At 46.1% G+C, this 23760-nt stretch carries 25 protein-coding genes; all 25 read right to left on the bottom strand.

The genetic code is table 11. The annotated features are described in order from the left end of the window. Positions 1-14: 14 nt before the first annotated feature. Positions 15-1031: an NADH-quinone oxidoreductase subunit NuoH gene (gene nuoH / locus MHH56_RS31035; protein WP_339205400.1), complete on the bottom strand. Its 1017-nt coding sequence runs from the start codon at positions 1029-1031 to the stop codon at positions 15-17. Continuing rightward, on the bottom strand, positions 1031-2131 hold the full coding sequence (locus tag MHH56_RS31040; RefSeq protein ID WP_339205401.1) for an NADH-quinone oxidoreductase subunit D: 1101 nt from the start codon (positions 2129-2131) through the stop codon (positions 1031-1033). The genes nuoH and MHH56_RS31040 overlap by 1 nt, the downstream gene beginning before the upstream one ends. A 7-nt stretch (positions 2132-2138) precedes the next feature. Continuing rightward, positions 2139-2780 carry an NADH-quinone oxidoreductase subunit C gene (locus MHH56_RS31045; protein WP_339205402.1) on the bottom strand — a complete coding sequence of 214 codons (642 nt, stop codon included), beginning with the start codon at positions 2778-2780 and terminating at the stop codon, positions 2139-2141. Beyond that, a complete protein-coding gene (locus tag MHH56_RS31050; RefSeq protein WP_076266244.1) occupies positions 2777-3295 on the bottom strand; it encodes an NADH-quinone oxidoreductase subunit B in 519 nt (172 codons plus the stop codon). Before MHH56_RS31050 ends, MHH56_RS31045 begins: the two co-directional genes overlap by 4 nt. Further along, entirely contained in the window at positions 3280-3594 is a 315-nt protein-coding gene (locus tag MHH56_RS31055; RefSeq protein WP_256710814.1) for an NADH-quinone oxidoreductase subunit A, read from the bottom strand. Before MHH56_RS31055 ends, MHH56_RS31050 begins: the two co-directional genes overlap by 16 nt. A 136-nt stretch (positions 3595-3730) precedes the next feature. Then, positions 3731-4966: an endospore germination permease gene (locus tag MHH56_RS31060; protein WP_339205403.1), complete on the bottom strand. Its 1236-nt coding sequence runs from the start codon at positions 4964-4966 to the stop codon at positions 3731-3733. A 5-nt stretch (positions 4967-4971) separates the two neighbouring features. Beyond that, on the bottom strand, positions 4972-5223 hold the full coding sequence (locus MHH56_RS31065) for a hypothetical protein (protein WP_339205404.1): 252 nt from the start codon (positions 5221-5223) through the stop codon (positions 4972-4974). Next, entirely contained in the window at positions 5224-6480 is a 1257-nt protein-coding gene (locus MHH56_RS31070; RefSeq protein ID WP_339205405.1) for a Ger(x)C family spore germination protein, read from the bottom strand. Continuing rightward, positions 6477-8090, bottom strand: coding sequence for a spore germination protein (locus tag MHH56_RS31075; RefSeq protein WP_339205406.1), 1614 nt, complete (start codon positions 8088-8090; stop codon positions 6477-6479). Before MHH56_RS31075 ends, MHH56_RS31070 begins: the two co-directional genes overlap by 4 nt. A 161-nt stretch (positions 8091-8251) precedes the next feature. Next, the gene (locus MHH56_RS31080) at positions 8252-10474 is read right to left on the bottom strand and encodes a methyl-accepting chemotaxis protein (protein WP_339205407.1); all 2223 of its coding nucleotides are present in this window, start codon (positions 10472-10474) and stop codon (positions 8252-8254) included. Between the two features lie 302 nt (positions 10475-10776). Beyond that, positions 10777-11175 carry a F0F1 ATP synthase subunit epsilon gene (locus tag MHH56_RS31085; RefSeq protein ID WP_076266251.1) on the bottom strand — a complete coding sequence of 133 codons (399 nt, stop codon included), beginning with the start codon at positions 11173-11175 and terminating at the stop codon, positions 10777-10779. A gap of 24 nt (positions 11176-11199) precedes the next feature. Next, positions 11200-12603 carry a F0F1 ATP synthase subunit beta gene (gene atpD, locus MHH56_RS31090; RefSeq protein ID WP_076266252.1) on the bottom strand — a complete coding sequence of 468 codons (1404 nt, stop codon included), beginning with the start codon at positions 12601-12603 and terminating at the stop codon, positions 11200-11202. Positions 12604-12681: 78 nt separating this feature from the next. Next, positions 12682-13542, bottom strand: a complete 861-nt coding sequence (gene atpG, locus MHH56_RS31095; protein ID WP_054025458.1) for an ATP synthase F1 subunit gamma — start codon at positions 13540-13542, stop codon at positions 12682-12684. 143 nt (positions 13543-13685) lie between these two features. Continuing rightward, positions 13686-15200 (bottom strand): F0F1 ATP synthase subunit alpha, encoded by a 1515-nt coding sequence (gene atpA / locus MHH56_RS31100; protein WP_076266254.1) that lies wholly within the window; start codon positions 15198-15200, stop codon positions 13686-13688. A 25-nt stretch (positions 15201-15225) separates the two neighbouring features. Then, positions 15226-15765, bottom strand: coding sequence for a F0F1 ATP synthase subunit delta (locus MHH56_RS31105; protein WP_339205408.1), 540 nt, complete (start codon positions 15763-15765; stop codon positions 15226-15228). Then, positions 15762-16244, bottom strand: a complete 483-nt coding sequence (atpF, locus tag MHH56_RS31110) for a F0F1 ATP synthase subunit B (protein WP_339205409.1) — start codon at positions 16242-16244, stop codon at positions 15762-15764. The genes MHH56_RS31105 and atpF overlap by 4 nt, the downstream gene beginning before the upstream one ends. An 85-nt stretch (positions 16245-16329) precedes the next feature. Beyond that, positions 16330-16545, bottom strand: a complete 216-nt coding sequence (atpE, locus tag MHH56_RS31115) for a F0F1 ATP synthase subunit C (protein WP_053373757.1) — start codon at positions 16543-16545, stop codon at positions 16330-16332. 76 nt (positions 16546-16621) lie between these two features. Further along, positions 16622-17386, bottom strand: coding sequence for a F0F1 ATP synthase subunit A (atpB, locus tag MHH56_RS31120; RefSeq protein ID WP_339205410.1), 765 nt, complete (start codon positions 17384-17386; stop codon positions 16622-16624). 22 nt (positions 17387-17408) lie between these two features. Then, on the bottom strand, positions 17409-17777 hold the full coding sequence (locus tag MHH56_RS31125) for an ATP synthase subunit I (protein ID WP_076266258.1): 369 nt from the start codon (positions 17775-17777) through the stop codon (positions 17409-17411). Next, positions 17770-18003: an AtpZ/AtpI family protein gene (locus MHH56_RS31130; RefSeq protein ID WP_076266259.1), complete on the bottom strand. Its 234-nt coding sequence runs from the start codon at positions 18001-18003 to the stop codon at positions 17770-17772. The genes MHH56_RS31125 and MHH56_RS31130 overlap by 8 nt, the downstream gene beginning before the upstream one ends. Positions 18004-18193: 190 nt before the next feature. Continuing rightward, positions 18194-19342: a UDP-N-acetylglucosamine 2-epimerase (non-hydrolyzing) gene (gene wecB, locus MHH56_RS31135; protein WP_054025466.1), complete on the bottom strand. Its 1149-nt coding sequence runs from the start codon at positions 19340-19342 to the stop codon at positions 18194-18196. A 38-nt stretch (positions 19343-19380) separates the two neighbouring features. Further along, positions 19381-20010 carry a uracil phosphoribosyltransferase gene (gene upp / locus MHH56_RS31140; RefSeq protein WP_076266260.1) on the bottom strand — a complete coding sequence of 210 codons (630 nt, stop codon included), beginning with the start codon at positions 20008-20010 and terminating at the stop codon, positions 19381-19383. A gap of 168 nt (positions 20011-20178) precedes the next feature. Continuing rightward, the gene (locus MHH56_RS31145) at positions 20179-21276 is read right to left on the bottom strand and encodes a hypothetical protein (RefSeq protein ID WP_339205412.1); all 1098 of its coding nucleotides are present in this window, start codon (positions 21274-21276) and stop codon (positions 20179-20181) included. A gap of 516 nt (positions 21277-21792) precedes the next feature. Further along, a complete protein-coding gene (locus MHH56_RS31150; RefSeq protein ID WP_339205413.1) occupies positions 21793-22755 on the bottom strand; it encodes a dipeptide ABC transporter ATP-binding protein in 963 nt (320 codons plus the stop codon). Further along, positions 22752-23750 (bottom strand): ABC transporter ATP-binding protein, encoded by a 999-nt coding sequence (locus tag MHH56_RS31155; RefSeq protein ID WP_339209780.1) that lies wholly within the window; start codon positions 23748-23750, stop codon positions 22752-22754. The genes MHH56_RS31150 and MHH56_RS31155 overlap by 4 nt, the downstream gene beginning before the upstream one ends. Between the last annotated feature and the right edge of the window lie 10 nt (positions 23751-23760).

The following is a 23760-nucleotide window of genomic DNA, read 5'->3' on the forward strand; positions in this document are numbered from 1 at the left end:
CCTTCTCCCCTTTGCTAGTTCTTGATAAACAGCTCTAAATATACAGCCGTTAAAAACACATTAAGCAGCGACACCGGCAGCAGCACCTTCCAGCCAAGACCCATAAGCTGATCTACTCGTATGCGCGGCAGTGTAGCACGAATCCAAAATAAGAAAAACACAATAAACGCAAACTTGAGCAAAAACCATATAATGCCCGGTACAAAATCAAGAAATGGCGCCGGTGCGTGCCAGCCGCCCAGAAACAATACTGTTGTTAATGCAGCAATGGCATAAACGTATACGTATTCCGAGAGCATAAAAAATGCAAACCGAAAGCCGCTATATTCAACGTGATAACCTGCAACAAGCTCAGATTCCGCCTCCGGCAAATCGAAGGGCGTACGATTGAGCTCGGACACAGCTGCAATAATAAAGACAATGAAACCGATTATTTGAGGAATGAAGTTCCAATTCCAAAACCAGCCGCCTTCCTGCGCCGCAACAATATCACGCAGATTCAAGCTTCCGCTAAGCAAAATAACGCCTACTACCGAAATAACAAGCGGTACCTCATAGCTTATCATTTGTGCCGCCGAGCGCATACCCCCAAGGAGTGCATACTTATTATTGGAAGCCCAGCCGCCAAGCACGATGGCAAGCGTCGAGATGCCTGAAAGGGCTACATAATAGAGCAAACCGACATTCAGATCTGCGAAATATAAGTTTTGTGTATAAGGCAGTACAGCGAGTACGGAGAATGCCGGTATGTATGCTAGGGCAGGTGCAAGAATGAACAATGCCCGATCTGCCTTGCGCGGAATTGTGTCCTCTTTAATGAGCAGCTTAAAAATATCTGCTACCGTCTGCAGCAAGCCAAAGGGCCCTACGCGATTGGGACCGATGCGAAGCTGCATCCACCCGATTACCTTACGCTCGAAATAAATGGCGTACGTGACGAAACCAAGCACAATGAATAAAAATACGACAGCCCAAAGGAACAGCACAAGTGCATTTCCCCAAGTTAGCGATTGGTTAAGCCATGACTGCATTAGCAATCGACCTCCCCGACGACAATATCAATGCCGCCTAATATCGTAATGAGGTTTGTCATCGTTTCGCCTACGAGCAGCTTCGGCAGTATTTGCAAATTAACGAATGACGGTCTTCTGAATTTGAGCCTATAAGGTTCTGCTTTGCCTTTGGATACGATATGGCAGCCAATTTCGCCGCGCGGCGATTCGATCCGCACATACACCTCGCCAGCAGGGGGCCTTATTGCGCGCGGAACCTTCCCCATCGTCTCCCCGCCAGAAGGGAATTGCTCGAGCGCCTGCTTCAAAATACGCAAGCTTTGGCGGATTTCTTCCAGCCGAATCCGATAGCGATCATAACAATCTCCCACTTTTCCAAGCGGCACGTCAAATTCAAATTGGCTGTACAAGCTGTAGGGCTCCGCCTTGCGAATATCAAAGTCTACACCTGTACAACGCAAGTTGGCTCCAGATAAGCCATAATCAATCGCTGTTGCCGCATCATATTTTCCTATCCCTTTAATGCGGGCAAGGAAAATTTCGTTGCCGCTGACGAGCTTATCATACTCTTGCAGCTTATTCTCCATATAAGGAATAAAGTCGCGCACTTTGTCCAGCCAGCCTGGAGGCGCATCCCACTTCACTCCGCCAACTCGCATGTAATTGTAAGTTAATCTTGCGCCGCACAGCTCATTAAATAAAACGATAATGATTTCCCTGTCACGGAATGCGTAAAGAAACGGACTCATTGCCCCAATATCAAGCAGATAAGTTCCCCACCATACTAGATGGCTAGCTATACGCTGCAGTTCCATAACGAGAAGCCTGAGATACTCCGCCCGCTGCGGTACTTCAAGCCCCATCATCGTTTCCACTGCATGCACGAGAACATAATTATTAGTCATTGCAGAGACGTAATCCATTCGATCGGTGTAGGGGATGATTTGCGTGAAATTCAAGTTTTCCGCGATCTTCTCGGTGCCTCGGTGCAAATAACCCATAACAGGTGTCGCTTCGGTTATGACTTCACCATCGAGCTTAACGATAATCCGGAATACGCCATGCGTGCTTGGATGCTGAGGACCTACATTTAAGAGCAGTTCTTCTGTACGAATCAAGGGCTGCCTACACCTCCGAATCTATCGACTCATAATCTTTGCGCAGCGGATGGCCCACCCAATCATCAGGCATCATAATCCGCCGCATATCGGGGTGTCCAGGAAAATCAACTCCCAGTAAATCGTAAATTTCACGTTCATTCCAATTCGCTGTTGCCCAGACTGGTGTTGCCGAATAGACGGCTGATGCTTCCCGCTCTGTCTTTATCTTAATTCCGACCTCTCTTTTGATTCCAAGCGAGATCATATGATATACCACTTCTATGTGGGTCTCGTAATCGACACCTGACACATTACGTAAATAATTAAATTGAAGCTGCTCGTGCTCCTTAAGCAGCTTTGCAGCTTCCCGCCAGTGTTCATTGCGTAAGATAATCATCGGCATATCGCCATTCAGTTCATTTACATAGGCATCCTCAACCGCTGCTTCTGCTACCTCCTGCTTCAGAAGCGCGACTATGGCATCAAGCTCAGGCTGCCTTGGCGAAGGTGCTTTCGGCTGCTCCGGCTCTGCTTCACTCGCTTCCGCTTCGGCCTTAGCTTTTGCTGCCGCTCTCGCAGCGCGTGCTTCCGCAGCTGCCTTCAGCTTGGCTTCCTTCTCCGGGTCTACGGGAGGCGTCTCTGCGACCGGTTTATCCTCTTCGCTCATCGACTGGTCACCCGCTTCCCAGTCTTCGCTTCATAGCGAATTTTCTCCTGCAGTTTATTAATGCCATAGATCAGCGCGGCCGGATTAGGCGGACAGCCCGGAATATACACATCAACAGGTACGATCTGATCGACGCCTTTAATGACTGAATAGGATTTAATATAAGGTCCGCCAGCCGTTGCGCAGGATCCCATTGCAATAACCCACTTCGGCTCTGGCATTTGATCATAAAGCCTGCGTAAAAGGGGACCCATCTTCTTCGTCACTGTACCGGCCACAATCATCACGTCAGACTGTCGCGGCGAGGTTCGGAACATCACTCCAAAACGATCCAGATCATAATGCGATGCGCCCGTTCCCATCATTTCAATCGCACAGCAAGCAAGACCGAATGTGAGCGGCCATAACGAGTTGCTTCTTGCCCAAGCCTTCAATTGCTCCAAGGTGCCCATAAATACATTGCGTTCCAGCTCTTTGCGTTCCTCTAACGAAATTGATTCTAAACTGAATTCCATTTCAGCACCTTCTTTTTCCAGGCATATAGAAGACCAATAAGCAGCATTCCCGCAAAAATCAACATTTCGACTAGCACAAATAAGCCGAGCTTATTATATGCGACGGCCCAAGGATATAAGAAAACGGTTTCTACATCAAAGATGACAAACATTAGTGCAAACAAGTAATAGCGGATGTTAAAACGGACCTGTCCCTCACCTACCGGCTCATTTCCGCTTTCATAGGTGGTTTGTTTGAGCTCACTTGGCTTATTCGGCCTTAGCAGTCTTCCTACAGTTAATGCAACGACGGGAAGCATAATGCCAAGCACGATAAAAATAGCCACGACGACATAATTATTGGAGTAGTGTTCCACACGATCGCCTCCGTAAATTTGAGTAGGTAGCCGCTTGGTCAATTTTCCTCACAATTATAACAAATGCTTCCACCGCCGTCTATGATGGAGTTGTGCCCAAGGCAGGTTCCTTGTTCGTTATATCGGATTCCCCTTCTGCTGCGTCATTCCCTTTTTGCCTGCGGCTGCTGGACTTCTGTTCATCTTGAAACCGTCCGTCGCTCGTATCTTTTTTTCCTCTAACAACGGCTACCACGAGCAGCAATAACGGTATAGCACAACCATGCAGCAAGCTGTAAACCGTCCATACTCCTATGCCAAACTCATGCGCATGAGCCGCATTTCGATATATCATGAGCGATATAGGCACAATGACAAATGCATAGGGAATGACCAATGGACGATAGGTAGATAGCTTAAGCATTTGAGCCGTTAAGACCGTCAGTACATAAACGCAAAGTGCAAGCTTCATGAAGACCGTTCCAATCCAAACCATCGCAACTAATATTTCAACACGCACCAATATCTCTTCGATATTAATGTTTTTCGCCATATCATAGACGGCAAACGGACTTCTACCCGCTTCTTGCACCCCCATTACAGCAACCAAAAAAATCGTAATCAGCGTACTTACAAAAGTAATGGCGGAAACAGAAAGCTTCAGTTTTTTTCTTAATTTTTTGCGGTCCTCCTGACGTACAAGCGGGAAAATCGTCGTTATAAACACGAATTCCGCAATAGGGAACCCGAGAATCGGATAGATCCCCTTAATCGGCCTTACCCAGCCGTCGTACAAGAAAGGCTCAAAGTTTTGAAAATTAAATTGATTGAACAAAGCAAGGAGAACAATCCCAATAACTAAGGCAGCCCATCCAAATAAAATCTCACCCGTTCTCGCAATCGTCTCAATGCCTAAAAGAACACCATATACAACAACAATCATAAAAGTGAGGTTGATGAACCACTCCGGTGTCTCGGGCAATACAGATAAATTCAAAAAATCGGATATATTGCGCAGTACCAATGCGCTTAACAATAAGAAATAAAAAATATATAGGGTAGTCAATACCTTTCCGAGCCAAACCCCCAGCAGCTTTTCTGAGTATTGCGCTAAGGTCAGCTTTGGAAAACGATCAGCAAGCGCTAGATAAATGAGCAGTATGAAATAATTAAACGGTCCTGCGAGCAGCATTGAAATCCAACCATCCTGCTTGGCAATCGACGTCACCATTGTTGGCAATATGAGCGCTGCACTTCCGAGTGCAAATAAAAACAATATTTTGGCGCATTGCCCCGATGTGATTTCGGCATTGTTTATTCCCGCAAATTTGCTCATCTATGCTATGCCCCCTGCTCGATCCACTTTAATATAGGTTTATACACGGGTGAGAATATAGCTGTAATCCAATCTGCCGGATTAGGTATCGGTAGATGCATTTGCTTTGCCGTCATAATTACCACCCCTATGATCAAAATAACCAAAGCCCAGCCCCCTTCACGCTGGCGGTTATTTTTGCTGTTCCTTCTCCATATTGCCGTTCCAACCATAACGGAAAATAAGAAGAGGACAATGAGAGAAATCATACTACCCACTCATTTCGATATAGATTCGCCCCGTACACCTGAGCCTGTTATTTGAGTCGTACAGATAACTTCGCTTTTCACTTGAGGGAATATATCTTCCCAGTCCGCTTCGATTTTCCTCCAAATATTCGGCTCTTGAAAATAAACCTCTTTTCCCCACCCTAATACATCCGTGTGGAATTTCTTCTGTACGCTATTGATCGTGCCCGCTACCTCTTCCTCGATCGCTTTATCTGTCATTTTGCCGATCTTGATCAGTACACTTTCCTCCGTGATGTTGACGCCGTGGCACATGATTTCTTGAATTCCGCCCACTACACTGATATGGACCTGTATAATTGGATGACCATCCGGATCTTGTTTAACCTTATACACGGTCGCCGTATCCTGTACCTCAACAATGAGCTCCCCTTCTGACTCCGGGCATCCAAGCTTTACGACAGTGCTCTCCACTTTATTTTGAAGCCAAGATAGACCTCTTGAATCCTTGGACTTCAAATAACCAACAAGCTTGCCATCGCTAAAAACGGCCATCGTCGACAGCACTGGAATCGCTTTTGCAGGAATGCTATTTAAATTATCATTGGAATGGCCCTCCGCCTTACTCCCTTCTATTTGAATAGCGGGCAATACGGGTTGTTGCTTCCCTCTTCCCAATAGTCTCGTTATATCTTTGACTAATACGACATAGTTCGATGCATAAGCAGACTGATTCACTTCAATCATTTCCCGAAGCTGATTAACAGGAATAGACTCCATTTGAGTCGTTAATTGAAGCAAATCCTCCGCTCTCACGCCTCGTGTAACAAGAACCGAAATATCAGTGCGTATATCCGGGTTTCTCTCAATTAAGTCAACTAAGGGGTAGATGCCTTTTCTAGCCATACTCTCACTAATAATCAGCATTTGTGTGTGGGAGAAAAAAAGCCGTCTAGATGTTTTTGTCGACATTTTTCTTATCGCCTCAAACAGGGTATCCCCTTTTTCCGTAAACGTCGTCACCGCGGTGCCGCCAATGGCCCCTTTGGTTTCCGCTGCAACGTTTTGGGGCAATACGACCTGAACGGTCAACTGAAGCTTGTTTTTTCCTGTTGGGTCATCGTCAACTCCTATGGCGTATACGACGCCAAGCTTGTCCAAATAGCGCAAATCCCAACAGCCGTTTAATAGCGCCAGCATACATGCTGTCCATACAAGAATAAGCTTCCGTCCTATTTTCCTAATTGAAAATATCCGTTTCCTTGCATTGACGCTGCCATGGCTCATTGCTGCGGCTCCTTCCTATGCTCCGTTTCAATGTCTTGTCTAACTCTATTACTCGAAGCAAGCTTCTCTGGCCGTTCCCGCATCATCCAAAGTGGCGCCCTAACCAGCGTATCCTTCATATCCTTTAAATACATCGGGGCGAATGGTTTAATATAGGGCATGCCAAACGATCTTAAATTGCTCAAATGCAGCAGAAGCAGCAGCACAACTAATCCAATTCCATAAAAACCGAGTGTCGACGCTGCTAGAAGCAGCAGAAAGCGCAGCAGCCTAGCCGCAATTCCAAGACTGTAGTTAGGAGATACGAAACTGGCAATCGCTGTGAAGGAAACGACGATAACGACGGCTGGCGAGACGATTCCCGCCTCTACGACCGACTGTCCGATAACAAGACCTCCAACGATTGATATCGTGTTACCCGCAGCACTAGGCATTCGTACAACGGCTTCCCGTAATATTTCAAATACAAATTCCATAATAAAAGCTTCCAAATAAGCGGGAAAAGGCACGCCCTCTCGCTGTGCTGCAAGCTTGAGCAGCAGCTGAGTCGGTATCATCTCCTGGTGATATCCAACGATTGCGACATATATCGACGGCATAAGCAATGCGATTAAAAAGGATACAAAACGAAGCAGCCGCAGAAAAGTCGCGATATCAAACCGCTGATAATAATCTTCTGAAGCCTGAAAAAACATATTTAAAATTGTAGGTACAATCAGAACAAATGGCGTCCCGTCAACAAAAATTGCTATTCGTCCTTCAAGCAAATTGCCTGCTACAGCATCCGGCCGCTCTACGCTCATGATGGTAGGAAACGGCGACCACTTCTGATCCGTAATTAATTCCTCGATATAACCGGATTCAAGTATGCCGTCAATTTGTATTTCTTCCAGACGTTCTCTTAAATCCTTAAGCACATTCTCATCCGCCAAATCTTTGACATACATGATGCATACGGGAGTTTGTGAAATTTCTCCGATCGTCCATTGCTCCATCCACAGCTTCGGACTTCGTATCTTCCTGCGAATCAGCGATGTATTTGTTCTAATCGACTCCGTAAACCCTTCCCTAGGACCACGTATGGCCATCTCGGTTTTCGGTTCTTCTACGCTTCTTCTTGCTCCCCCTACTACATTGGTTCCTATTGCCTGAGTTGCACCCTCTATCATGATGACGCAATAGCCCATAAACAATTTTTGAAACAATAGCTTCCAATCGCATAAATCATTAATAATACCGGTTGAGAGCAAATTGTTTTTCATAAATGCAAGCAGCTCAGCAGGCTCTAAATTAGCCTCCTCCGGGTATTTGCCTCCATGCATCGGTTGAATGACAAAATGGTCAAGGCGTTCATCGTCAACCATCCCTTGTACATAAACAACTAGCGCCTTCGTGTGGCCTCTATCCGTTAACGTCAGCTCACGATAAATAATATCCTGACTCTCACCCAACTCACGCTTCATGGTCTCCATATTTTGCTCCAGGGAAGTGGAAAGGGCCTTCTCCGCAAAAGGCTGAAGCTGCTCCTTTTCATGCATCTCCGCTTTGGTTATGCGCTTATCAGCCTTGTTGCCAGCGCTGCCATTGCCCTGCTTATAGGTTCGGAACATTTACCCATCTCCTTTCTGTTGCATAATCGGATTGATGCTTAGGATAACTCTTCCATGGCATAATTATGTATTGAGTCTTAGTTGATTAAAGAATACATCGCATAAAAAAAAAGAGCCGCAGCTCCGTTTTACACGGACTTCTGCAACCCTATCTCGTTCACTTATCTTTTTCGCGACTCCGTCAGCTTAAACTGGCCAACAAGCTGCTGAAGCAGCGTCGTTATAGACTCCACACTCTGAGAGGTTTGTCTCACATTTTTCATTTCGCCAATGAGCTCTTGCACTTTGCTCTCTACATCGGAAGAAATCTTTCGATTTTCTCTGCTTACCAGTGCGATTTTCTCCATTAGCTGCACGACCTCATCAACGACCTGCGTCTTGCGATGATCCTCGGCATGTGCTGAAGCAAGCGTACTGGCAGCGGCTGCTACAAGCTGATTGCCCTCCTCAACTACGCGAGTACCTTCATCCATAGAGGCATAAGCTTGTTTCGCTTCATCATAAATGTGACGAGTAATTTCATGCACTTCCTCGGTCGATTTTTTGGTCATATCGGCAAGCTTGCGAATTTCCGATGCCACAACGGCAAAACCTCTGCCTTGCTCGCCAACCCTCGCTGCCTCGATTGATGCATTAAGCGCTAATAAATTCGTTTGTGCAGATATTTCTTCAATGACATGCAAGACCCCTTGTATTTCTTGTACCGTATCCATAAATTTATGGATGGTTCCGTTGGTTTCCCCTACCTTGGCAGAAATGTGAAACATCTTGTCCCCGATGCGATCAACCTCGGTTTTGGCTACCTCAATTTGTCCAGCTGCCTGCTCTTCAATCTGTTTCAGCGTAGCCTGCATATCGCCTGCAGCATCCTTCGCCATATCAATATCCTTCAATTGCAATCTAATGCTTCCAATCATATCAGATACTTTTCCGCTGACTCGTTCCGTTGAAGCTGAAGTGACAGCCGCTGATTCGTTTAGGACAAACTGGCTTGATAGAACATCTGAGGAGGCAAGCTTAACCTGCAGCATAATGCCTTCCAAGGAATCTATCATATTATTTATCCATTTTGCTAATTCTTTTGATTCATCATTATCAAAATGATTAAGCTGCAAGCGCTGCGTCAAATCTCCCTTTCCTTCTGCATTTATGCGAATAAAACGATTAATTTGGCGCAGATGCGATACGACACGCTTCGATTCCCTATTTTGAAAGGCAAAACTGAATAACAATCCAAATACAAGATTGAATAAACCTGCCGCTGTTGCAGTCACCCAGATTGGAGCATGAACGGCAATAAATAACATAAGCAATGCCGACAAAATACTAACACTTGTAATCGATATAAGCTGCAGCTTGCGTTGTCTCCAGCCTATACTGCGAATGCGGTATACTTCCTCTAAGTCACCCTCGCACATCATCCCCCATTTATCCGGACAATGCGGCAGCTGAAAGGTCACTCCCTTGCCAATAACCGATATATGCCTATAATCCGAATAACCTGGATATTCAACGAATAGATTGCTGTCGCTTGCAATGGTATTCGCAACCCCAGGATGAAGCTGTCCAGTTGCCGGATCATTAAAGACAATTTCAAGCTCTGTATGCTCCTTGATCGAAACTTTGCCCCAATCGGTTGTTACGCCATCCTTGAGATTTTCGCCATGTGTGAAGGTTCGATCCTCGAACCTGCTTCGAGATAAAGCCGTCCCTGGCGCTATATGAGTATTCAAGCCTGCCTTCGCCATAAAGATATAATTATCACCCGAATCTGGATAGACATGGCCCGATTCCCGCTGAATTAAATCTCCTAATACATCATTCGGCACACGCGCACACAACGTCCCAGCAAAGCTGCCATTTACCGTAATTGGAAGCATAAATAATAGAGTCATTTTGTCATGAAAAGAGGAGGAACGAGCTCCTAGCTTTAAGGTGAGAGAATCACTATAAGGCCCAAACAAGCATCGACGAGGGCTGCTCAACTGCTTAGTGTAGCTCAGTCCAAGCTGCAAGCTGCTATCTTCCTGATAGATTGTCCCAATATGCGGCCTATGTGTGGAACTGATAACAGTTTGCTTCACATCGAGTAAAAACAGCTCGGTTATATCGATCGCTCGAGCATATGTTCTTTCAAATAATCGTTCTATATGCGACTGTTCAGTAGAAGTAGTAAAATCTTTGTTTGGAGCGAGGAGCTCCGTCAGTTGGCCGCCCAATTGATCGATGTAATTCCAATACTCCATTGCCCATGAAGTTAGCAATTCCTTACGCGTCTCCGCAATCCCCTCAAAGCTTTGCTCGACATCTGTTTTCATATCTTTATTCAATTGCCATGAAACCCAGAGCGGAAACCCTACTTTCATACCTAGCCAATCAAACATATGATTCTCCCCCCGCTATTCTCATCGTCTATGATGTTAACTATATTAACATATGTTAGGGGGAATTATATACAAATAATTAGTTTTTTTGTCGAAAATACGCATATTTCAGAATACATAACACCAATTAGGGGGTGAAACACGAATATTCGAATCAACCTGACATTCGAATTCAGCACTCACTTTCATTTAGACAAGAATATGTTACATATAAGCTATCTTTATATCTAACCTCTCTATTCCTATAAAAAAAAGCACCGCCAGCGCCTTAAAGGCGCTGACAGTGCTTTGGTGGTTGTTGCTTATTTGTGTTTAATATGCAGACGATTCATCGCACGCTGCAAAGCAAGCTCTGCACGGCGGAAATCAACTTGGTCTTGCTTCGCAGCAAGACGCTGCTGAGCACGCTGTTTAGCGGCTTCTGCACGTTCAACGTTAATATCAGTTGCAAGCTCAGCGCTCTCAGCAAGAATAACGATCTTATCCTTGCGTACTTCGATGAAGCCTCCATTAACTGCTACTACATCTACTTGATTACCGCGTTTGATAACGACAGGTGCAATACGAAGCGGTGTGACAAGTGGAATGTGATTTGGCAATATGCCAAGCTCACCTTCAACGCCTGTTACACTAACCATATTAGCAGTCTCTGCGTATACTTTACGCTCAGGTGTTACAATCTCTACTAAAAAAGAACTCATGTGGATTCCTCCCGCCTTTCGCTATTAAAGCGTTTTGGCTTTCTCCACGGCTTCTTCAATCACACCAACATATCGGAAAGCTTCTTCCGGAAGGTCGTCATGTTTGCCCTCGAGAATTTCTTTAAAGCTGCGAACCGATTCTTTTACAGGTACATACTTACCTTTAGTTCCTGTGAACGGCTCAGCAACGTGGAACGGTTGAGAAAGGAATAGTTGAATTTTACGTGCGCGAGACACGGTCAATTTATCTTCTTCACTTAGCTCATCCATACCAAGGATTGCGATAATATCTTGAAGCTCTTTGTAGCGCTGAAGAATTTTCTTAACGCCTTGAGCTACGTTATAGTGTTCTGCACCCAAAACAGATGGGCTTAGGATACGTGAAGAAGACGCGAGTGGATCAACCGCTGGGAAGATACCCATCTCGGAAATTTTACGCTCCAAGTTCGTTGTAGCATCCAAGTGGGCAAACGTCGTTGCTGGAGCTGGATCCGTATAGTCATCGGCAGGTACATAGATCGCTTGGATCGAAGTAACCGAACCTTTTTTCGTAGACGTAATACGCTCTTGCAATTGACCCATTTCAGTTGCCAATGTTGGCTGGTAACCTACCGCGGAAGGCATACGGCCTAGAAGGGCCGAAACCTCGGAGCCTGCTTGTGTGAAACGGAAGATGTTATCGACGAACAATAGTACGTCTTTTCCTTCTTCGTCACGGAAATACTCAGCCATTGTCAGACCAGTCAAAGCAACGCGTTGACGTGCGCCTGGCGGCTCATTCATTTGTCCGAATACCATCGCTGTTTTGCTTAGTACGCCGGAATCTTTCATCTCGTGGTAAAGGTCATTACCTTCACGAGTACGCTCACCAACACCCGCGAATACGGAGATACCGCCGTGCTCTTGTGCGATGTTGTTGATAAGCTCTTGAATCGTAACCGTTTTACCTACGCCCGCACCGCCGAAGAGGCCGATTTTACCGCCTTTTGCGTATGGAGCGAGAAGATCGATTACTTTAATTCCTGTTTCAAGAATTTCCGCTTGCGTGGACAATTCGTCGAAAGCAGGTGCTGCGCGGTGAATCGGAAGGTTAACTACCGATGAAGCATCGCCAGCTTCGTCAATCGGTTGGCCTAGCACGTTAAATACGCGACCAAGCGTAGAAGCACCAACCGGAATAGTAATAGGTGCGCCTGTATCTACGGCAATCATACCGCGTACAAGACCGTCTGTCGTACTCATAGCTACGGCACGTACCTTATTGTCACCGAGGTGAACGGCTACTTCAAGCGTCAAGTTAATATCAATGCCGCCTGCTTCGCCCTTTTGCTCGATTTTGACAGCGTTCAAAATTTCCGGCAAATTGCCGCGTTCGAACTCTAAGTCTACGACCGGACCCATGACGGATACAACATGTCCTTTTTTCATGGTTTTCCCTCCTGGTTCCTTCTTGTAACTGCACGCCGGTCAGCTTATCGCAAGCGCCTGGCCCTTGCAGTGTATATATTAAGATTGAGCATTTGCCCCAGCAACGATCTCGGAAATTTCTTGTGTAATCGCTGCTTGACGCGCCCTATTGTAAGTGAGCGTCAATTGGTTGATGATTTTCGTCGCGTTTTTCGTCGCGCTTCCCATGGCAGTCATACGTGCCCCGAACTCACTTGCTTTTCCGTCTAGAACTGCGCTGTAAATGAGCGTTTCCGCATATTTAGGCAGCAGCACTTCAAGCACGCCCTCCGGTGATGGCTCGTATTCATACGATGTGACAGCCGTGTTCCCGCCTACTTCTGCAAGAGGCAGCAAACGTACGTCTGTCGGCACTTGAGTAATCGCATTAACGAATTCGTTATAGTACAAATACAACTCATCATAAGCGCCTTCTGAGAACATATTAACGGCTGAATAAGCAACCGATTTAATGTCTGCGAATGTAGGAGCATCCGGCAAGCCGATAACTTCCTCAACGATTGTCATATTGCGGCGGCGGAAATAGTCGCGACCTTTCCGTCCGATAACGAACAATACATATTCATCCGTCGACTTATGATTCTCTCGAATCGTTTGCGTTACTTTACGAAGAATATTCGCATTGTAGCCGCCCGCTAGTCCACGGTCCGATGTAATAACGAGATAACCCGTTTTTTTCACTGGACGCTTCTCTAGCATCGGATGCTTCACATCTTTAGTGCCAGCTGCGATGCTTGCTACAACTTCCTTCAGCTTCTCAGCATATGGGCGTGATGCTTGCGCTGCTTCTTGTGCCTTTCTTAGGCGGGAAGCGGCAACCATCTCCATTGCTTTCGTAATCTGCTTCGTATTTTGTTTACTCTTGATTTCGCGTTTAATATCGCGCATACCTTTTGCCATTTGGTTTCACCCGCCTTTGTTGCTTTGGACCTGCTCCAAAGCCTGGTGTTGGTGGAGAAAGTTATCTAGGCCCGAACATAAAGAACGGGCTTCGATTTATATTGGATTATAAGAAGGTATAAGTTTCACCCGTATATGCTTAATTATGCCGATACAGAGAAGCTTTTCTTAAATTTATTGATAGCTTCAACGAGAGCTTTCTCGTTGTCAGCAACAAGATCCTTAGTATCGCGGATCGATTGGCCAATTTCAGGGCTGTTCGAATCGAGGTACGCGTGGAACTCTTCCTCAAAGCGAAGGATATCGCCAACTGGAATCTCATCCAAATGACCTTTAACAGCAGAGAAGATTGAGATAACTTGCTTCTCAACAGGCATCGGCTTGTTAACGTCTTGTTTAAGGATTTCCATCGTGCGCGCACCGCGGTTAAGGCGAGCTAGCGTCGATTTGTCAAGGTCGGAACCGAACTGCGAGAACGCTTGAAGCTCACGGTAAGCCGCAAGATCCAGGCGAAGCGTACCAGCAACCTTTTTCATTGCTTTGATTTGAGCGGAACCGCCTACACGGGATACAGAGATACCAACGTTAACCGCTGGACGCTGACCGGAGTAGAACAGATCTGCTTCTAGGAAGATTTGACCGTCTGTAATCGAGATAACATTCGTAGGAATGTATGCCGATACGTCTGATGCTTGCGTCTCAATGAATGGCAATGCCGTCATTGAACCGCCGCCTCTAGCGTCGCTTAGTTTAGCCGCACGCTCTAGCAAACGGGAGTGAAGGTAGAATACATCACCTGGGTATGCTTCACGACCCGGTGGACGACGAAGCAATAGGGAAAGCTCACGGTAAGCAGCGGCTTGTTTCGATAGATCATCGTAGATAACAAGAACGTGCTCGCCTTTGTACATGAAGTACTCACCCATTGTACAACCAGCATAAGGAGCTAGGAAGAGCAATGGAGCCGGCTCAGATGCACCAGCAGTTACTACGATCGTGTATTCAAGAGCACCGTGGCGACGAAGTGTTTCCACTACGTTTGCAACAGTGGATTGCTTTTGACCAACAGCAACGTAAATACATTTTACGCCGTTGCCTTTTTGGTTGATGATTGCATCGATTGCAATGGATGTTTTACCCGTTTGACGGTCACCGATGATAAGCTCACGTTGTCCGCGGCCTACTGGTACCATTGCGTCGATAGCTTTCATACCTGTTTGCATAGGCTCATGAACCGATTTACGGTCAATTACGCCTGGTGCTGGAGATTCAATCGCGCGGAATTGAGTGGTGTTGATTGGACCTTTACCATCTAGTGGCTGTCCAAGTGGATTTACTACGCGGCCAAGAAGCTCTTCGCCGACAGGTACTTCCATGATACGGCCTGTACGTTTAACTTGATCGCCTTCGCGAATATCCGTGTATGGTCCAAGGATAACGACACCGACGTTGCTTTCTTCGAGGTTCAAAGCCATACCGACTACACCGTTTGAGAATTCGAGCAATTCACCCTGCATCGCATTTTCCAAACCGTGTACGCGGGCGATACCGTCACCGACATTGATTACGGTGCCGACGTCTACGACTTGAATTTCGGATTTAAAATTTTCGATCTGTTGTTTAATCAGCGTGCTGATTTCATCAGGTCTGATACTCAATTCGTTCACCCCTATCTACAGTGCATTAGATTTTAAACGATTTTTGTAAACGTTCCAACTTGCCGGACAAGCTTCCATCATAAAGACGGTCGCCGATGCGTACTTGTACGCCACCTAGCAATGAAGGTTCTACTATTTGCTCAGCAATAATAGCTTTGCCAGTCAATTGTCCGAACTGCGCCGCTACGTTAGCAAGCTCAGCATCAGACAAAGCTTGTGCGGAATAAACCGTAGCATGTGCTTGACCGAGCGAATCTCCCGCAACCTTCGTATATGCTGCATAAACCTCAGCAATAATATCTTGGCGTCTGCGAGTAATAAGAATTTGTACGGTGTTGAATACCAGTGAAGATACACGATCACCGAATGCTGCTTTTAGAACGGCAATCTTTTGTTCTGGAGCAATACTTGGAACAGACAGGAACTTTTCAATGTCAGCGTCCTGCTCAAGAGCTTGCACGATCAGCTTAAGCTGCTCCTGAACCTCTGAAACAACCTTTTGCTGCTGTGCAACCTCGAACAGTGCTTTAGCGTAGCGCTTCGCTACGACTGCATCGCGGCTCATTTATTTCCAACTTCTTTCAAATATTGACCAACAAGCTGTTCTTGTGATTTCTCATCCACTTGCTTCTCAATAATTTTCGATGCGATTTTTACGGAGATGCCGCCAACTTCAGTACGAAGCGCTGCAATTGCTTTGTTTTTCTCGCTTTCGATATCTTTGAGAGCATCGTCTTTCAGACGGGATGCTTCTGTTTTTGCTGTTTGAACGATCTCGTCTGCTTGCTTCGAGCTCGTTGTTCTGGATTGTTCAATAATTTCGTAAGCTTCTTTGCGAGCTTGTTGGAGTGCAGCCTTCTGCTCTTCCATTTGCTGCTCAGCCGCTTTACGACTGTTCTCAGCTGTATTCATTTGTTCAAGCACAAGCTGTCTGCGCTTCTCCATTACTTCGAATAATGGGCCAAATGCGTACTTATTGAGTAACCAGTACAAAACACCAAACGCAACCATTGCGATTACTGTAGATTCCCAAACCCATGACATAGATGCCGCTCCTTTCTCACCACAATATTGTCTTAATCATAACGAAGGCGAAGAGGGCTAAGGCCTTCCCCGCCAATTTCAGTTATTAAGCTTGGAAGAAAGCCAAGAAGCCGATAACTACGCCGATGATAGGCACAACTTCGACGATACCTACACCGATGAACATTGTTGTTTGCAATTTACCTTGAAGTTCAGGCTGACGAGCGATACCTTCAACTGTTTTACTAACGATCATACCGTTACCTACACCCGCGCCAACTGCACCCAAACCTACTGCCAAAGCTGCTGCTAATAATTCCATTTTTAAAATCCTCCTCGAAAATTGTTGTTTTTTTGTATAACCAACCTCAATGTTGAATTAAGGCATAAAGCGAAAATTAATGTGCTTCCTCTTCATCGTGAATGGCAGCTTGTGAAATATATACCATCGTAAGAATCGTGAACAAGAAAGCTTGAATACCGCCTACAAAAAGACTGAAGCCCTGCCATGCAACCAGGAATGGCGTACCAATCCAGCCCATCATCAGGATTGTTGCAATCAGTACTTCACCTGCGAAGATGTTAGCGAACAACCGAAGCGCAAGTGTTACTGGCTTAGCGATTGTCTCAATAAGGTTAACTGGGAAGAATATTGGGTAAGGATGGAAATAATGTTTCAAGTAGTGCTTTCTATTCTGTTTCAGACCAAGGAAATGGACGATTACGAATACGATAAGCGCTAACCCTGCCGTTACTGAAATATCAGCAGTTGGCGATTTCCACCAAGCAAGTTCAACATGACCATGCTTCTCATCCAATAATTCCTGCGTAACACCGATATTTTCATTAACAGTACTAGTTTCGGTTACGATACCGAAAGGCAAACCGAGCAGGTTGGAGATGAAAATGAACATAATCAGCGTCATTCCTAAAGAAATGAACGGTCTGACTCGTTTTGCAGGCATTGTGCTTGAAATAAAGTTTTGAACGAAATCAACGACCCATTCCAAAAAGTTCTGCATCTTCGAAGGGTTGTCCACCGAAAGGTTGCGAACAGCCAGCTTAGCGATCAAGAACGTCACAATGACTGAAACCACAAGTGCTACCAAGGTCGAAATGTCAATATTAAACGGCCCCAGTGGCATCACCGGAAATTCATGCATCTAAAATTTTCACCCCTTTCCGCTAAGATTGTCGTTTATTGTGAATATATGCTGCTACCAAAAGAATAAACGGCATGACCATACAGCCAGCTAACGCGGCCGGCATGCTGAGATCCTCCGGAAAACGATAGGCGATCATGGCAACCAGCAACACTGTTGCGATGCGGTTTCCTAGACCAAGACCTCTCTTGCGTGGTCCAACCCCCGCTGCTCCTAGGGTGACCATTTCTACTCTGCGTCTTAGTAAAAACGCATTCATGGAACTTGCTGCCAATCCCACAAGAAGACCGAGAGACACCGTACGCCAGTCCGGCAAGAAAGCCCATACAATTAGGCATACCGCCATTGCATAAATAAGCGTACGTAATGCTGTCTTCATTATTTTATCCATCGGCGTCCTCCATAACCTTCTTAACAAGCAGAATGGCTGAGAGTAGTCCGACAGCCAGACCGACCAGTATGCCACCGAGCGTCCATCCCTTCGCGTCCCCAAAACGGTTCCCGAGAGAAGAGCCGATCCAATAGCCTAAAAAGATACATACAGCGACTTGCAATCCGAGTGCGCCGACTAGTCCGGCTGCGAGCAGTGGATTGTCCCTTCTGTCCTTTTTATTCATGGTTCATACCCCTGTCAATCCTCATTTATTTTATCCAAGCCACAACACGTTTGTCAATTGAAATCACTGCAAACTTTTGGTGAATTGATCGACCAAAACCCTTGATACATAAGGTGTTGTGCGTCCCGGAAACCGTACAGTACTACTGTATGCTGTACATTCGCCTCTCAGCTCATCACTCCTGTGTAATCTATGAACGTTCTGTGAACGAAACAGGACGATCCTTTAGTCTGCCAAAATGATGCAAGATCGCATCTACAATACGCTCGGAAGCGGTGCCATCCCCATAAGGGTTAGCAGCTTGACTCATGCGAGAATAAAGCTGAGAATCGGTTAGCAGTGCATGAGCTCTGCTGTACACCAGCTCCTCATTTGTACCTACCAACTCTAGCGTTCCTGCTTCGATGCCCTCTGGACGCTCTGTCGTATCGCGAAGCACGAGAGTCGGCACGCCAAACGATGGAGCCTCTTCTTGCAAACCGCCGGAATCCGTCATGATCATAAAGGCATGCGGATAGAAGTTATGGAACTCGAATACATCCAGCGGATCAATCAAGCGAATACGCGGATGATCGCCCAAAATTTCATTCGCAGGCTCTCTGACCGCAGGATTCGGGTGGACCGCATACACGACTACCACATCTTCGTGCTCGTCGGCGATTCGTTTCACCGCTCTGAAAATATTGCGATGCGGTTCTCCTAACGCTTCACGACGATGTGCTGTCATGAGAATCATCCGTTTCCCTTTAGCCCAGTCGATGACCGGATGCGAGAAAGACTCATCCACCGTATATTGGAATACATCAGTAGCGGTGTTCCCAGTCACATAAATGGCAGCATCCGACTTGTTCTCTTTGCGTAAATTGTTGGCCGACCATTCTGTCGGAGCAAAATGCACATCTGAGAGCACGCCGGCAAGCTGCCGATTCATTTCTTCCGGATACGGAGAAAGCTTATTCCAAGTACGAAGCCCCGCCTCAACGTGGCCAACTTTTATTTGCTTAAGAAACGCTGCATAACTTGCAAGAAACGTTGTCTGTGTATCGCCATGAACAAGCACGATATCAGGCTTCGCTTGCGTTAGAACAGGATCAAGCCCTTCTAGCACGCGAACAGTCGTCTCCGTTAACGTTTGACGATCCTTCATCACATTCAAATCGTAATTTGGATGAATTTCAAAAAAATCGAGTACCTGATCAAGCATCTGGCGATGCTGCGCAGTTACACAAACGATCGATTCGATTTCATCCTCTCGCTTCTGGAGCTCGAGTACGAGCGGCGCCATCTTGACTGCCTCCGGACGTGTTCCAAAAATAGTCATTACCTTCAGTTTAGACAAAAGATTCCACTCCTATTATCATTTCATACGACACTGTGCTAATTTGTTCCGAACATGCGGTCTCCAGCATCGCCTAGACCAGGGATGATGTAGCCTCTTTCATCCAGACGCTCATCGAGTGCGGCGATATAAATATCGACATCAGGATGCGCTTCTTGAACAGCCTTCACGCCCTCCGGAGCAGCAATAAGACACATTAATTTAATTTGATCGCAATTATGATTTTTCAGTGAATTGATCGCTGCGATAGCAGAGCCGCCCGTAGCAAGCATCGGATCGATAACAATAAGCAGACGATTCGGTGCATCTGTAGGCAAATTAATGTAATACTCTTTAGGCTGGAGCGTTTCATGATCTCTCGCTAGACCGATATGCCCTACCTTTGCCGATGGAATCAGCTTCAATATACCGTCAACCATCCCAAGACCAGCGCGCAAAATAGGCACAAGCCCAAGCATTCTTCCGGATACAACCTTCGAATCCGTCTCGGCTACAGGCGTCTGCACCTTAATCGTATCAAGCGGTATTTCTCTCGTAATTTCGTAAGACATCAATGTTGCAACTTCATCAACCAATTCCCGAAAATCTTTTGTATTCGTTTCTTTATTCCGAATAAAAGTCAGCTTATGCTGAATTAACGGATGGTCGCAAATAATTACTTTGCTCATGGAGCGGTATTCCTCCCGTTTGTTGTTGTTATTGTATAGTAGTCTTCACACAATCCCGTATATTATAGCATTGTAAACAAGCCCTTGCATCTTGAGTTTTGTGTTTTCGCAAATAAAGGCCAGTGATTCTAAAATTAGGAGTCACAGGCCGCTGTAAGTATATTCCTTTTAACTGCTGCAGCCTCCGCCGCCGCAGGATGATCCACCGCCGTCTCCACCGCTTCCGCAGGAGGAATCCCCGCCTGATCCGCTATCACCGCCGTCACTTCCACACGAATGGTCATCTCTTCCATCGTCGGATGAGCCGCTGCAAGCATAAGTGGTATCGCCGCTTCCATTCGCTTTACGTTCCTCTTCATTTTGAGCTTGATCCATCTGCTGGGCAAAATCATTCGGGTGCGATATTGAATTATAAATGAGAAGGCCTGATAATAGGCCGGTTGCTCCTAAAACAGGATCATACCCATAGCTGCTCGCGGAGCTAGGCTCTTTCCCGTAAGGCGCTTTGCCCTTTCCAGCAGCCAAAAGCTGAGATTTGGCTCTGTCTATCATGTAGTTAGCTGTCGCTTTCAAATCAGAGTGTCTCTCTGTCGTACTCACGTTAAACCATTGCTTGCGCAGCTCTTCTGTACTCCAGCTATCAAGCTCCTCCAGCCTCTGTTCCGACATTTGCGTTCGGTAAAAGGCTCCCCATATTCTGCCGCTAACCGGCGCCTGTCCAAACAGCTCGCCATAAGCCCAGTCGAACATCGCTCTTTCTCCCGGGAGCGGCTGCGCACCCGGCGCATGAGGCGCATGATGAATCATTGCACCGGAGAATTTCATGCAAAACTGTTCATACTCCCTCGTGAACATAAGCATTTCATGCCATACCGCATCAACCTGCTTGCTATACATAGGAACACTGCGCATGATGCCGCACATAAGAAAATATCGCTTCAGCTCAAACCAGGTCCAATTCCATTCTTTATCTGATATTTTTGGGAATTCCTTTAATACCCTGTCCTTCACTCGGCTCTCAAAATCGATACCTAGCGCGGACTCCAAGCGTTCCGCCGCAGTTCTCGCAGGGTGCCCATACGGCACGCCAAGTGCAGTCGGCAGCTCGGCATTTGGCCAAGGTGTAAACGCATTGGTACGGCCAGCATATTCTCTGCCTCTGCCGCCTGATTTAGCCTTGCTGTTTGAACTATTCGATTTTGATAGTGCACTTAATACAACAATAACCAAAACTACAATAATCAATATCGTTACCACTTGATCCATCCTAACCCTCCACGTCGGTTCGTCTTACCCATATATTAACACATCTCCTAATCGCACGGGTCATCAGGATAATGAAGGTCACACATAAAATCGAGGCTCTCTTCTGAATAGAAGCCTTTAAACAGCGCTGTACTGCCCTGTATGCCTACTTCATGATACGGAAGGGTTTCCCTCAGTTAACCCCCCAATGTCCAGTACAACCGCTCTACGATCCTGCATCTTGCACTTACACACGGCGAAGCCGCTCTCCTCAAACTTATATAGTGGGCCTTGAAGTCATTTTGTAAACTTCTATCCACAATCAGTATAAAAATAATAAATTATTTATTGAAAAAACGTTTAAATGATAAACTATCCACATTTTTGATATGAGTTATCCACATTTGTCCACATGTTATCAACATTTTTGTGCACAACCTACTAAAAGCAAAAAAAGATGAAGCAGGAATCATCCTTGCTCCATCTTTTTTCAAAAACTTATTCACAACTAGCTTTATGCTAGATAATTGATAATGATTAAACTGACGCATAGTGACAAGCAGCAAAATGCCCTTTTCTCACTTCAAGTAGAGCTGGCTCATCCACCTTGCATTTGTTTGTCGCAATCGGACAACGCGTATGGAACTGGCAGCCTGTAGGCGGATTGATTGGGCTTGGCAAATCACCAGTCAGTACAATACGCTCACGGGTAGCTTCAATCTCCGGGTCTGGAATCGGAATAGCCGAAAGCAAAGCCCTTGTGTAAGGGTGAGCAGGATTCGCGTACAGCTCGCTGCTCTCTGCGAGCTCAACGATTTTACCAAGATACATAACCGCTACACGATCGCTTATATGCTTAACCATGGATAAATCATGCGCGATAAACAAGTAAGTCAAACCCATCTTGCGCTGTAGATCCATCATCAAGTTAACAACTTGCGCTTGGATAGATACGTCGAGCGCTGAGATCGGCTCATCTGCAATGATGAAGCGCGGATCAACAGCAAGCGCGCGTGCAATACCAATACGCTGTCTTTGACCGCCAGAAAATTCATGCGGATACCTTGTAGCATGGTCTGGATTAAGACCTACGACATCCAGCAGGTTCTCAACTCTGTGCTTGCGTTCTTTTTTGCTTGCAACAAGCTTGTGAATATCGAGCGCTTCTCCGATGATGTCCATAACCGTCATACGCGGGTTTAATGATGCGTAAGGATCTTGGAATATCATTTGCATATCACGGCGAAGCTCTTTTAGCTTAGGGCCCTTCAACTTATAAATATCTTGCCCGTCGAAGTTAACACCGCCGCTAGTTGGTTCATACAGCCGCATAATAGTACGACCAGCTGTTGATTTTCCGCAACCGGACTCACCAACTACGCCGACCGTTTCTCCTTTTTTGATGGAGAAAGATATATCATTAACAGCGTGGAGCGTCGCTCCTCCGCCTAAATTAAATGATTTACGCAAATTATTAATTTCAATTAATGGCGCACTCATACTGACACCTCCCGATTTGCATAAGGATGTGCTAGCCAGCATGCCGACTCATGATTCTCATTGCCATCCACTGGGAGCAATTCGGGATCATTGTCCACGCAAACCCGCATGGCTTCATCACAGCGAGCACAGAAGCTGCAGCCCGTCGGCGGCTTAATCAAATCCGGCGGCATACCGTAAATCGGTACCAACGGCTCTTCCTTCTTCTGGTCAAGACGAGGAAGGGAGCGCAGCAAACCTCTTGTATAAGGATGCTTAGGGTTTTTGAAAATCTCCCATTTCGTACCGGTTTCCACAACCTTGCCTGCATACATAACGATAACACGGTCACACATATCTGCTACAACGCCTAAATCATGCGTAATAAGAATAATAGAAGTGCCAAGCTTTTGCTGCAAGTCCTTCATGACTCGCATAATTTGCGCTTGAATTGTAACGTCTAGTGCCGTTGTTGGCTCATCCGCAATAAGAAGCGATGGGTTGCATGCAAGCGCGATAGCAATCATCGCCCGTTGACGCATGCCTCCAGAGAACTGATGCGGGTATTGATTAACTCGTGATGCAGGGTTCGGAATACCTACAAGATCAAGCATCTCAATCGCACGTGCTGTCGCTTTTGCACCGCTTATTCCTTGATGCTTGATTAGTCCCTCTGTAATTTGACGGCCAATCGTTAGCGTAGGGTTAAGAGAGGTCATTGGATCCTGAAAGATCATCCCCATCTCTTTACCACGAATGTCCTCCATTTGATTATTGGACATTTTCAAAATTTCTTGGCCTTTAAACATAATCGATCCTTTAGTATCGGCCGGAGGCGATGGAATCAAACGCATGAGCGATTGTGCAGTTACACTTTTGCCGCAACCGGACTCCCCAACGATGGCTACTGCCTCGCCTTTGTTGACGTGAAAATTCACACCGCGAACCGCTTTAACGATACCGCCTCGAACTTTGAAATTAACACGAAGGTCTTTTACTTCAAGTAATTTCTCCATCATTGACCAC

The sequence above is a fragment of the Paenibacillus sp. FSL K6-3182 genome (genome assembly GCF_037976325.1).
In the GTDB taxonomy this organism is placed as follows: Bacteria; Bacillota; Bacilli; order Paenibacillales; family Paenibacillaceae; genus Pristimantibacillus.

Coding starts and splice junctions, on each gene's coding strand:
- MHH56_RS31125 (WP_076266258.1), bottom strand. CDS start 17,777: ATGGATAAAATAATGAAGACAGCATTACGTACGCTTATTTATGCAATG.
- MHH56_RS31080 (WP_339205407.1), bottom strand. CDS start 10,474: ATGTTTGATTGGCTAGGTATGAAAGTAGGGTTTCCGCTCTGGGTTTCA.
- atpD (WP_076266252.1), bottom strand. CDS start 12,603: ATGAAAAAAGGACATGTTGTATCCGTCATGGGTCCGGTCGTAGACTTA.
- MHH56_RS31050 (WP_076266244.1), bottom strand. CDS start 3,295: ATGGAATTCAGTTTAGAATCAATTTCGTTAGAGGAACGCAAAGAGCTG.
- MHH56_RS31150 (WP_339205413.1), bottom strand. CDS start 22,755: ATGAGTGCGCCATTAATTGAAATTAATAATTTGCGTAAATCATTTAAT.
- upp (WP_076266260.1), bottom strand. CDS start 20,010: ATGAGCAAAGTAATTATTTGCGACCATCCGTTAATTCAGCATAAGCTG.
- MHH56_RS31130 (WP_076266259.1), bottom strand. CDS start 18,003: ATGAATAAAAAGGACAGAAGGGACAATCCACTGCTCGCAGCCGGACTA.
- MHH56_RS31045 (WP_339205402.1), bottom strand. CDS start 2,780: ATGAGCGAAGAGGATAAACCGGTCGCAGAGACGCCTCCCGTAGACCCG.
- atpG (WP_054025458.1), bottom strand. CDS start 13,542: ATGGCAAAAGGTATGCGCGATATTAAACGCGAAATCAAGAGTAAACAA.
- atpF (WP_339205409.1), bottom strand. CDS start 16,244: ATGTCATGGGTTTGGGAATCTACAGTAATCGCAATGGTTGCGTTTGGT.
- MHH56_RS31145 (WP_339205412.1), bottom strand. CDS start 21,276: ATGGATCAAGTGGTAACGATATTGATTATTGTAGTTTTGGTTATTGTT.
- atpB (WP_339205410.1), bottom strand. CDS start 17,386: ATGCATGAATTTCCGGTGATGCCACTGGGGCCGTTTAATATTGACATT.
- MHH56_RS31155 (WP_339209780.1), bottom strand. CDS start 23,750: ATGGAGAAATTACTTGAAGTAAAAGACCTTCGTGTTAATTTCAAAGTT.
- nuoH (WP_339205400.1), bottom strand. CDS start 1,031: ATGCAGTCATGGCTTAACCAATCGCTAACTTGGGGAAATGCACTTGTG.
- MHH56_RS31060 (WP_339205403.1), bottom strand. CDS start 4,966: ATGAGCAAATTTGCGGGAATAAACAATGCCGAAATCACATCGGGGCAA.
- MHH56_RS31055 (WP_256710814.1), bottom strand. CDS start 3,594: ATGCTTCCCGTCGTTGCATTAACTGTAGGAAGACTGCTAAGGCCGAAT.
- MHH56_RS31105 (WP_339205408.1), bottom strand. CDS start 15,765: ATGAGCCGCGATGCAGTCGTAGCGAAGCGCTACGCTAAAGCACTGTTC.
- MHH56_RS31075 (WP_339205406.1), bottom strand. CDS start 8,090: ATGTTCCGAACCTATAAGCAGGGCAATGGCAGCGCTGGCAACAAGGCT.
- MHH56_RS31070 (WP_339205405.1), bottom strand. CDS start 6,480: ATGAGCCATGGCAGCGTCAATGCAAGGAAACGGATATTTTCAATTAGG.
- atpE (WP_053373757.1), bottom strand. CDS start 16,545: ATGGAATTATTAGCAGCAGCTTTGGCAGTAGGTTTGGGTGCAGTTGGC.
- MHH56_RS31085 (WP_076266251.1), bottom strand. CDS start 11,175: ATGAGTTCTTTTTTAGTAGAGATTGTAACACCTGAGCGTAAAGTATAC.